Below are 10,599 nucleotides of genomic sequence, written 5' to 3'. Positions count from 1 at the left end.
AGCTTCTCACCTACACACTACGTGCAATATGCTGAATTTGGATTTTTTATGGGGAAATTGTATTTCTTTTTAGATGGTGGGTCGTGCAGGATTATTCGGCCTYCGGCCTCACCCTGCGGGTCGTTGCGACAAGCGCAACGCTGTCTCGCTTCGCTCGGCTCGAACCTGAACGCAGCTTCTCACCTACACTCTACGCGCAATATGCTGAATTTGGATTTTTTATGGGGAATTGTAATTCTTTTTAGATGGTGGGTCGTGCAGGATTCGAACCTGCGACCAATTGATTAAAAGTCAACTGCTCTACCAACTGAGCTAACGACCCATCTAGGTGATTTATCTTAAACCAAGGAACCTAAGATAATTATTGAGTTAGTGAAAGTTTGCATTCTTAAGATGGTGGGTCGTGCAGGATTCGAACCTGCGACCAATTGATTAAAAGTCAACTGCTCTACCAACTGAGCTAACGACCCATCTGTATAACACTTACAATTGCTGTCTCAACGGCGGCTTATATTACTGATTTCTGACGAAGGTGCAATGTTTTTTTTCAAAAAAACAATTAAATGCACATTTATCATACGGTTAACCCCGAAACATTCGGAAATATACTCTTCGGGGTTATAAATTAAAGTGAACTTAGCTTTTTCTCAGCCAGTTTTGCACCACTACTATTAGGATATTGCTTTAAGACTTGTTGATAAACAGCCTTCGCTTTGTCCTTTTGTCCTTTGTCTTGCATAATCAGTCCGACTTTATATAAAGCCTCACTGCTTTTTTGAGATTTAGGATATTCTTTCACTACTGTCGCAAAGTAGAATGCTGCATCATCTTTGCTACCTTTGTTGTAGTTAAGCTGGCCTAACCAATAGTTCGCATTAGATTGATAATTCGACTTAGGGTAGGTTTTGATAAAGCTTTGTAGTGCCCCAATTGCTTCATCAATTTGTGCTTTTGACTTGCTGTTCATTGCTAGCGTGACCGCTGCATTATAATCTTCTTTTTCACCACCACCTGATGCCGCTGGCGAGGCTGGTGCTGAAGATGATGAATCAGCTGTCGTCGCTGAGCCTGATGCTGCTGCACCATTCCCTGCTTGGTCTAACTGCATGTACAAATCTTTTTGGCGCTCAACAATTTGATTCAGTTTGTATTCACTTTCCTGAATTTGACCGCGCAACATATCAATATCACGCTGATTATCAGCGATTTGTTGCTGGATTTGATACAGAATTTGACCTTGTGAATTAACCGCTGTCTCAAGCTGAGCCAAGCGATCACTGGATGATCCGGATCCGACATTAATGATTGGCGCTTGGGCAGTAGCGGTCCAAGGGACCGCTACGCCAACCAATAACGACAGACCTACAAGTAGATGTCTGTAGTTACTGTTCATAAGAGATAATTTCGCTTATCGATTAGTATGCAATTACTGCACGACGGTTTTTAGCGTAGTCAGCTTCTGTGTGACCTAATACAGCTGGTTTTTCTTTACCGTAAGAAACCAGTGACATTTGGTCGCCAGCTACACCTTTGCTTTGCAGATACATTTTAACTGCGTTAGCACGACGTTCGCCCAGCGCGATGTTGTATTCTGGAGTACCACGCTCATCCGCATGACCTTCAATAACAACTTTAACAGATGGGTTGTTACGCAGGAATTCTGCGTGTGCATCCAACATTTGTGCATATTCTGGAGAAACATTGTATTTATCGAAACCGAAGTAAACGATATTGTTGTTTTGCAGTTGTTGCATTTGTTGACGTGCCAGCTCTTCCGCAGACAGACCAGTGCTAGTTTGATTCATAGAAGAATCGTCACCAGTTTGGTCATTGTTTTTGTTAGAGCTACAAGCTGCGACAGCCATGATTGGTAATGCGATCATCAGCCCTTTAAGCACTTTATTCAATTGCATCGTTTTGATCCTTAATAGTTTGCCACACATTATTATTATGCATCACAGATACGGCGACCAGGCAGGAAATTTAACCTGTCCATCGGTAGCCGGAAGACGCGCTTTGAAACGCCCGTCGGTCGAAACTAGCTGCAATATAGTCCCCAAGCCTTGAGAGGAGCTATAAATTACCATAGTGCCGTTAGGTGCGATACTTGGCGTTTCATCTAGAAACGTTTTCGTTAAATATTCAACGTTACCCGTCGCCAGATCCTGTTTGGCGATATGCTGCTGACCGCCTCCCGAGCTGACCATTACAATGAAAGATCCATCCGGGCTAACATCAGCATCCTGACTTTGCGAACCTTCCCAAGTTACGCGTTCAGGACTACCACCATTAATATTAATTTTATAAATTTGCGGACGCCCCGCTTGGTCTGACGTATAAACTAATGTTTGACTATCTGGCATCCAGCTTGGTTCTGTATTATTGCTACGACCATCTGTGACTTGGCGGATTTGACCACTTGCTAAATCCATAACATAAAGGTTCAAACTACCCGTTTTAGATAATGCAAACGCTAATTTCGTTCCATCAGGTGAAAATGCTGGTGCCCCATTATGACGAGGGAATGACGCAACCTGACGAACAGCCCCAGAAGATAAAGTCTGGATGACCAGCGCTGAGCTACCACTTTCAAAAGTAACATACGCCAAACGCTCACCATCTGGTGACCATGCTGGCGACATTAGAGGCTCTGGAGAACGATGCACCGTAAATTGGTTATAACCATCATAATCAGAGACACGTAATTCATAAGGATATTGACCGCCTTTGTTTGTCACAACATAAGCGATACGCGTCCTAAATGCCCCGCGGATACCCGTTAGTTTTTCAAAAACTTCATCACTCGCGGTATGAGCTGCATAACGCAACCACTCTTTTGTCACTTTATATTGATTCTGAGATAAAACAGAACCTGGGCTACCTGCAACATCAACTAATTGATAGCTAACAACGTAGCTACCATCAGCGGCAGGTTGAATTTGCCCTACAACAACAGCATTAATACCAAGAGCAGTCCAAGCCTCTGGAGTCACTTCAGAAGCAGTGCCTGGTTGCTGAGGCATACGATTTGGGTCAATAGGATTAAATTTACCGCTATTACGTAAGTCAGCACCTACAATTTGACCAATTTCTTGTGGAGGTGTGCCTGAGCCAGACCATTTAAATGGCACAACGCCAATAGGCTGAGCACTATTCACACCTTCCGTAATTTCAATACGGATCTCAGCCTGAGCAACTGTTGCCCATAGCATGATTAATCCAAGAACTACTTTAAAAGCCTGCTTCATTCTTATCTCCCTTATTGTGGTCATTCGATACCACAATAATTCGCTGAATTTTAACAAAGGTATACTAACAAAACTAGATAGCGTAGAAACTATTTATATTATTTATGTTATTACCACATTGAACTCAATACAGACAGTTCCTACTTATTCTATTTAGGGTTAAATATAACGGTACTTCCTTGTTTTTTAAATGCCTCATACACATCTGTAGTGGGTCTTGGTAACTTCGCGAGTTTTGCAGCTCTAATTGCAGCATCACAAAGCGCAGGGTCATTTGCTGGATTATTGTTTGGCATAATGCTGATTAACAATCCATCAGATGCAATTTTTAATTGCAGCTCACAAGTTCTTCCTCTAAACGTGTCAGAATCATAAAACTTGCTTTGGATAGCCGCTTTGACTTTACCCGCATAGCTATCAACATCTGCATTGGATGCACCTGATTTTTTACCACCACCTTGACCAGCGGCAGCGGCACCACCTTGTTTACTTGGACCTGTTGCGGTTAAATCACCAAGTAAATCATCAACCGAGGATGCATTTTTTGCTGCCTCTGCTTTTTCTTTAGCTGCTTTAGCTTTAGCTTCCTTGTCAGCCTTGGCTTTGGCCTCTTTATCCGCTTTGGCCTTTGCTTCTTTCTCAGCTTTAGCATCTGCGGCAGCCTTAGCTTCTTTTTCTGCTTTTGCTTTCGCTTCCGCAGCAGCCTTAGCATCAGCCGCCGCTTTGGCTTTCACCGCTTCAGCTTCTTTTTTAGCTTCAGCCTCAGCCTTTTCTTTAGCTAACGCTTGTTCTTTGATAATTCTATCTTTCTCAGCTTTTGCTTTTGCCGCAGCTTCTTCCGCTAATTTTTGCTCTTCTTTCGCTTTTTTAGCTGCTTCTACTGCCTGCTTCTGCTGCTGTTCAGTTTGTTGCCGCTGTTCTTGAGCTTCACGTTCACGTTGAATACGCTCTTGTTCCAATTTTTGCAAACGCTGCTGTTCCTGCTCTTGCTTTTCCCTTAAGTCAGCCTCTTGCTTCTGTTCTTTTTCTTTCCGTTCTTTCGCAGCTTGTTTAGCACTATTTTCCTGCTGTTGCATTTGATTATACTGTTCAACAACTGCTCCAGGGTCGACCATCACTGCATCAATGACAGTCCCCTCCTCTCCTCCACCGCCAAGTTTGACTGTGGAAACTAAGGAACCAATTATAATTAGGCAGATCAGTAAAACGTGTAAAACCGCTGACGTTAAAAACGACCGACTTAAATTATCTTTTTTCTCTTTTGTTTTTCCCACAATTGGTTTCCAAAAAAAGAATCGTTACTCATCCAATTACATTGGTTGAGTCATTAAACCGACTGATTTGATCCCTGCTTGATGCAAAATATTTAGCGCCTTAATGACTTCTTCATAAGGAACATCTTTTGCACCGCCAATGAGGAAAATCGCTTTTGGATTTTTCTCTAACTGCGCTTTTGCTTCAGCAGTAATCTGCTCTGGTGGTAGTAAATCTAAACGCTCACCATCTATTAACATATTATATTGAGCAACACCTGCAACCTCCAAAATAATAGGAGGGTTATCACTTGATGATACGGTTTGCGTATCTGTGGCATCAGGCAAATCAACTTCCACACTTTGAGAGATAATCGGTGCTGTTGCCATAAAAATCAGCAATAGCACCAACAACACATCCAATAATGGAACAATGTTGATTTCGGATTTCAGCTCACGTTTGCGACTATTGCGCGCCATTCGCTTATCTCCTTGAATTATTTCTTATCAGCAGAAAATGCTTGGCGATGTAAAATGGCCAGAAATTCTTCCATAAAGTTATCGTAGTTCTGCTCCAATTTATTCACACGCAAGTTTAAGCGGTTGTAAGCCATAACCGCAGGGATCGCAGCAAATAGACCAATCGCAGTTGCGATAAGTGCTTCAGCAATACCCGGAGCAACCATTTGTAGTGTAGCTTGTTTCACTGCCCCCAGTGCGATAAATGCATGCATGATCCCCCACACAGTACCAAACAAACCAATGTATGGGCTAATTGAGCCAACTGTACCTAAAAATGGGATATGTGCTTCTACAGATTCTAATTCGCGATTCATAGAAATACGCATTGCACGAGATGCGCCAGTCACAACTGCATCTGGCGCGTGAATGTTGGCTTGGTGTAAGCGCACAAATTCTTTAAATCCTGAATAAAAAATTTGTTCTGCACCACCGAGTTCATCACGACGAGCTTGGCTCTCTTTATACAAACGCGATAACTCAATCCCAGACCAAAATTTATCTTCAAATGCTTCAGCCTCACGACTTGCAGCATTTAAAATCTTTGTTCTTTGGATAATGATCGCCCAAGATGCAATAGAGAAACCTATTAAAACGAACATAATGATCTGAACCAATAGGCTCGCTTTTAGGAATAAATCCAAAATATTCATGTCAGTCACTGTTTAAACTCCGCGACAATAGACTTAGGAAGCGCAATTGGCTTCATTTTTGATGTATCAACACAAGCAATTAGAGCCACAGCTCTACAAAGCAGGTTGCCTTGTGAATCAACTAACCTTTGTTGAAAGGTTAAAGAGGCACGCCTAACTTCCATAATTTGTGTCTCTATTTCCAATAAATCATCCAGCCGAGCGGCTTTAATAAAGTCAGTTGTCATACTTTTAACAACAAACCCAAGATTCTCAGCGAGTAAATTTTGTTGATTGATACCCTTATTTCGTAGCATCTCAGTTCTAGCTCGCTCAAAAAAAGCAAGGTAACGTGCATGGTAAACCACACCACCCGCGTCAGTATCTTCATAATAAACGCGAACAGGCCAGCGAAATAGCATAACAACCACTCCATACTAGGTTAAATTAATTAACGGTGCCACTATACTCAAGACTCTGGCGTATTGGAATAATCTAGGAGGTAAAGTTATCAAAAAAATTATGGGCCTTACGACCCATAATTGATAATTTAGATTAGCCGAGGAGCTTTGTTAGTCCCCAGATAAGAATGATAGCGGCAGGTAGTGGATGAAAAACTGTTCGCCAAATGCACTTTTTAGGCCTAAATCCGACACCAAAAATCATCGCGCTACAGGTTGCCCAAATGAGCAATAACCCTTGCCATATTTGGAATGAACTGGTCTTTGCAGCAAATTGAGTGGGATCCCACATCACACTTCCCGCGATAACCAAAGCTAATATAAGGATAAGGATCCTAATCGGACCCTTATCCAATAGCTGATAGCATTTATCCACCAGCATTATTGACTACTCGCCATCTTTCGCAGCGGCTTTCTCTTCCGCATGCTCTAGCGCTAACCCAGCAATCACTGCAAAACTACAAGCTAACAGCGTGCCGAGGATCCAGGCAAAATACCACATATGTTATGCTCCTTAATACAGTGAATGCTTGTTGCCTTCAATGAAGTTTTTGTCCAAACGACCAAACATTTTGTAGTAACACCACGCAGTGTAAGCCAGAACGATTGGAACAAAAATGATAGCAACAACAGTCATTACTTGCAGTGTAAACAAGCTAGATGTTGCATCCCACATGGTCAAGCTTGCATTTGGCATAATGCTTGATGGCATGATGAATGGGAACATCGCGATACCACATGTCAAAATGATACATGCAATAGTTAATGATGAGCTAACAAATGCTAATGCATTTTTATTTGCTTTAGTGAACAGCATAGTAAATAGTGGCAGAACAACACCTAAAGCAGGCAGAGCCCACAATACAGGGTAGTTATTGAAATTCACTAACCATGCGCCAGCAGTCACTTCTACTGTTTTATTAAGTGGGTTTGATGCACTTAAAGTATCAATAGTTGAAGTGACAGCATAACCATCAATACCCATCACTAACCACACACCAGCACCTGCAAACGCGAGTAACGTTATAAGTGATGTGATATAGGTTGTTTTACGTACACGCAGATTTAACTCACCAGTGGTACGCATTTGTAGATACGTTGCACCTTGAGTCACAATCATCATTAAGCTGACAACACCCGCCAATAAGCCATATGGGTTCAACAAACCAAATAGGTTTCCTGTATAAGTCAGGTACTGTTGGTTATCAATTGAGAATGGTACACCTAACAACAGGTTACCAAATGCAACACCGATAACTAATGGTGGAACGAAACCACCAATAAACAGACCCCAGTCCCACATGTTGCGCCATTTTGGATTTTCTAGCTTAGAACGATAGTCRAAACCAACTGGGCGGAAGAATAATGCTGCTAGCACTAAAATCATTGCAACATAAAAGCCGGAGAATGCTGCCGCATAAACTTGTGGCCATGCAGCAAACATCGCACCACCCGCGGTGATTAACCAAACTTGGTTACCATCCCAGTGAGGTGCAACGGCGTTAATCATGATACGGCGATCAGTATCTGTTTTACCTATAATAGGTAATAAGAAGCCGACGCCCATGTCAAAACCATCTGTGACAGCAAACCCAATCAGTAATACACCGATTAGAATCCACCACACAAACCGAAGAACTTCATAATCAAACATAAGTGGACTCCTGTTTACTGAACGTCTTGTGCAGAGCTATTTTTTTGTTCAAAGTGGTAGCGACCCGTTTTCAGGCTGCTTGGCCCTTTACGAGCAAATTTGAACATTAAGAACAACTCAGCAATTAAGAACAGTGTATACAGACCACAGATCAGAGCTAGAGAGAAAATCAGATCATGGGTTGTCAAGTTAGAGTGAGCAACGGAAACAGGGAGTACCTCACCTATTGCCCATGGTTGACGACCATATTCTGCAACAAACCAACCTGATTCAATCGCGATCCATGGTAATGGGATACCAATCAGTGTTGCACGTAACAACCATTTGTTTTGGCCAATACGGTTGCGAACAACAGATAGGAAAGAAAGCCCAATAATGATTAGCAGTAAGAAACCAACACCAACCATGATACGGAATGCCCAGAACAGAGGTCCAACATTAGGAATGCTGTCTTTAACTGCTTTTTGGATCTGTGCTTCTGTTGCATCAACAACATTTGGTGCATATTGTTTTAACAATAAGCCATAACCAAGGTCTTTCTTGTTGATTTCAAATGATTTGCGTAAATCAGGATCTTTATTACCCGCTAAAAGCTCTTGCAACTCACCATATGCAACCATACCGTTACGAATACGAACTTCGTGTTGTTTCATCAGATCTTTCAAGCCTAAAACAGGCGTATCTAATGAACGAGTTGCGATGATACCCATTGCCCATGGAATTGAAATAGAGAATTTGTTTTCCATTTTTTCGGTATCAGGCCAAGCAATCAGGTTAAATGATGCTGGAGGAGCATGAGTTTCCCATTCTGCTTCTACTGCGGCAAGTTTGGTTTTTTGTACGTCACCCATTTCGTAACCTGATTCATCACCAAGAACGATAACAGATAGAACTGCGGCAATACCAAAGCTCGCGGCAACTGCAAAAGAGCGTTTTGCAAATGCAATATCACGGCCTTTAAGCATGTAGTAAGAACTGATACCCAGAACAAACATAGCACCAGTACAGTAACCCGCCGCAACGGTATGAACGAATTTAACTTGTGCAACAGGGTTCATGACTAGTTCAGAGAAGCTAATCATTTCCATACGCATTGTTTCGAAGTTAAAGTCCGCTGCAATTGGGTTTTGCATCCAGCCGTTTGCGACCAGAATCCATAGTGCAGAGAAGTTAGAACCTAAAGCAACTAACCAAGTCACCGCAAGATGCTGAGTCTTGCTTAAACGATCCCAACCAAAGAAGAACAAACCAACAAAGGTTGATTCTAGGAAGAATGCCATCAAACCTTCGATTGCAAGAGGTGCACCGAAGATATCTCCAACATAGTGGGCATAGTATGACCAGTTAGTMCCGAATTGGAACTCCATAGTCAAACCAGTTGCAACACCCAGGGCAAAGTTAATACCGAATAACTTACCCCAGAACTTAGTCATATCTTTATAAATCTGCTTACCCGACAGCACATATATCGTTTCCATAATTGCAAGCAAAAACGCCATACCTAGCGTTAATGGTACAAATAGGAAGTGATACATTGCAGTTAAGGCAAACTGTAATCTTGACAGTTCGACAATATCAAACATCTTGACTCCTTGCTCCTAGCAGGAAGACACCGACATGCGGCAACCCAGCTTCTAGTAAAATAAAAAAAGAAAGTCTCTTAACTACTAACAAAAAATGCCTCAAAACAACAAATAATTAACAAAAACAAAAACTCTAACGACACTATAATAATAGTACGCTTATCTTCACACACAATAAACTTCTTTTGCGTGATTCAGATTCGAATTCTGAATATATATCAAGAATTATACCCTATAATAGAAAAATGGGTATTTGATCTTGCAACAATTTAAGCAATTTAGAAAAATAAAGCCAGCACTAATAAATTGATTTATGTCAATTTTTTGGGTTATTGTTAACTGATTATCCTTATCATCAATTAATGGTTATTTAAATGTTAATCTCCTGTTATTGGTAGTAATCAAAATATTTTTATTTACTAAATAGTAATCTAAAAAATTAACGCTATATTTAAATGTTCGCAAAAAGAATGCTTATTTATAATATTTGGCAATTTTGTTTTTATTATGAATTCTATTAGTTATTAAATTAATCGACATTAGATTTCTATATCCAACACATTATCATTAAAATAAAGTTCATTAATACTGGCTAAAATTTCGATATTTTGCTGTAGGTTATTGCCAATGAAAATATCAATATATGAGTATCTTAGCTCGATTTTTCATCACTGATCCTCTTTAGATATTGAATAGATGCAATATTCTTGTAATTACTTCACTTAGCGCTGATCTTTATTGTCTATTTAATAACCTAGTTTTAATATAATTACTTCTCTAGATAATTACCTACCTAAAGTTTTTTAATAGAAATGATTCTCACTCATTATGTTGTAGCTGTTCTTTTAACACATCTATTTGCAACACTGCATTGCATTATTCATTATATTTCACTACTGACCATATTCTCTTTTTCTCTTTCGAGCATATTGTTATTTCTATTTAGTATGCTCGTGAATAGCCAAACTCTAGCTGCTATTCATAACCCTCTATAATCCTATTAATTTATTTTAGTACATAATTAAAAGTCTGAAAGAAAAAATTGTTACTATAATCAAACTAATTTAGGCTTTCACGATATCTCCTCGTGCGGCTATAAGGTTTAAATTACAGCCTAAAAGTTAAGAATTGTATGACAATAGGTATATTAGAAGGGTTCTATAGCCAATTAGGTGCGATAACTCATTCAAGTTGAATAGCCATTTATTGATTAAACAAACAGAATAAATTTCATCTTTTTTCAAATTAA

At 40.4% G+C, this 10,599-nt stretch carries 11 protein-coding genes, 2 tRNA genes and 1 other RNA gene; all 14 read right to left on the bottom strand.

Translation table 11 applies throughout. From position 1 onward, the window contains the following. Window positions 1-74: 74 nt before the first annotated feature. Window positions 75-203, bottom strand: a non-coding RNA gene (locus OO7_RS16445) — RtT sRNA. Between the two features lie 43 nt (window positions 204-246). Beyond that, window positions 247-322: transfer RNA gene (locus OO7_RS06065), tRNA-Lys, on the bottom strand. A 72-nt stretch (window positions 323-394) separates the two neighbouring features. Continuing rightward, window positions 395-470: transfer RNA gene (locus OO7_RS06060), tRNA-Lys, on the bottom strand. Between the two features lie 155 nt (window positions 471-625). Then, a complete protein-coding gene (gene ybgF, locus OO7_RS06055; RefSeq protein WP_043892662.1) occupies window positions 626-1,393 on the bottom strand; it encodes a tol-pal system protein YbgF in 768 nt (255 codons plus the stop codon). 22 nt (window positions 1,394-1,415) lie between these two features. After that, a complete protein-coding gene (pal, locus tag OO7_RS06050; protein WP_008915072.1) occupies window positions 1,416-1,913 on the bottom strand; it encodes a peptidoglycan-associated lipoprotein Pal in 498 nt (165 codons plus the stop codon). Between the two features lie 42 nt (window positions 1,914-1,955). Continuing rightward, window positions 1,956-3,248, bottom strand: a complete 1,293-nt coding sequence (gene tolB, locus OO7_RS06045) for a Tol-Pal system beta propeller repeat protein TolB (protein WP_008915071.1) — start codon at window positions 3,246-3,248, stop codon at window positions 1,956-1,958. 149 nt (window positions 3,249-3,397) lie between these two features. Beyond that, entirely contained in the window at window positions 3,398-4,522 is a 1,125-nt protein-coding gene (tolA, locus tag OO7_RS06040) for a cell envelope integrity protein TolA (RefSeq protein WP_008915070.1), read from the bottom strand. 36 nt (window positions 4,523-4,558) lie between these two features. After that, window positions 4,559-4,981, bottom strand: a complete 423-nt coding sequence (tolR, locus tag OO7_RS06035; protein ID WP_008915069.1) for a colicin uptake protein TolR — start codon at window positions 4,979-4,981, stop codon at window positions 4,559-4,561. A gap of 17 nt (window positions 4,982-4,998) precedes the next feature. Further along, window positions 4,999-5,682: a Tol-Pal system protein TolQ gene (tolQ, locus tag OO7_RS06030; protein WP_008915068.1), complete on the bottom strand. Its 684-nt coding sequence runs from the start codon at window positions 5,680-5,682 to the stop codon at window positions 4,999-5,001. Further along, a complete protein-coding gene (gene ybgC, locus OO7_RS06025; RefSeq protein ID WP_008915067.1) occupies window positions 5,679-6,074 on the bottom strand; it encodes a tol-pal system-associated acyl-CoA thioesterase in 396 nt (131 codons plus the stop codon). Before ybgC ends, tolQ begins: the two co-directional genes overlap by 4 nt. A 133-nt stretch (window positions 6,075-6,207) precedes the next feature. Continuing rightward, window positions 6,208-6,495 (bottom strand): cyd operon protein YbgE, encoded by a 288-nt coding sequence (ybgE, locus tag OO7_RS06020; protein ID WP_008915066.1) that lies wholly within the window; start codon window positions 6,493-6,495, stop codon window positions 6,208-6,210. Window positions 6,496-6,501: 6 nt separating this feature from the next. Then, complete coding sequence (gene cydX / locus OO7_RS16440; protein WP_008915065.1) at window positions 6,502-6,615, bottom strand: cytochrome bd-I oxidase subunit CydX; 114 nt, start codon at window positions 6,613-6,615, stop codon at window positions 6,502-6,504. A gap of 12 nt (window positions 6,616-6,627) precedes the next feature. Then, window positions 6,628-7,767 carry a cytochrome d ubiquinol oxidase subunit II gene (gene cydB / locus OO7_RS06015; RefSeq protein ID WP_008915064.1) on the bottom strand — a complete coding sequence of 380 codons (1,140 nt, stop codon included), beginning with the start codon at window positions 7,765-7,767 and terminating at the stop codon, window positions 6,628-6,630. A 14-nt stretch (window positions 7,768-7,781) separates the two neighbouring features. Further along, the gene (gene cydA, locus OO7_RS06010; RefSeq protein WP_008915063.1) at window positions 7,782-9,350 is read right to left on the bottom strand and encodes a cytochrome ubiquinol oxidase subunit I; all 1,569 of its coding nucleotides are present in this window, start codon (window positions 9,348-9,350) and stop codon (window positions 7,782-7,784) included. Window positions 9,351-10,599: the final 1,249 nt, after the last annotated feature.

The organism is Providencia sneebia DSM 19967 (genome assembly GCF_000314895.2).
In the GTDB taxonomy this organism is placed as follows: domain Bacteria; phylum Pseudomonadota; class Gammaproteobacteria; order Enterobacterales; family Enterobacteriaceae; genus Providencia; species Providencia sneebia.
This window is presented reverse-complemented; position numbering and strand designations above follow the sequence as displayed.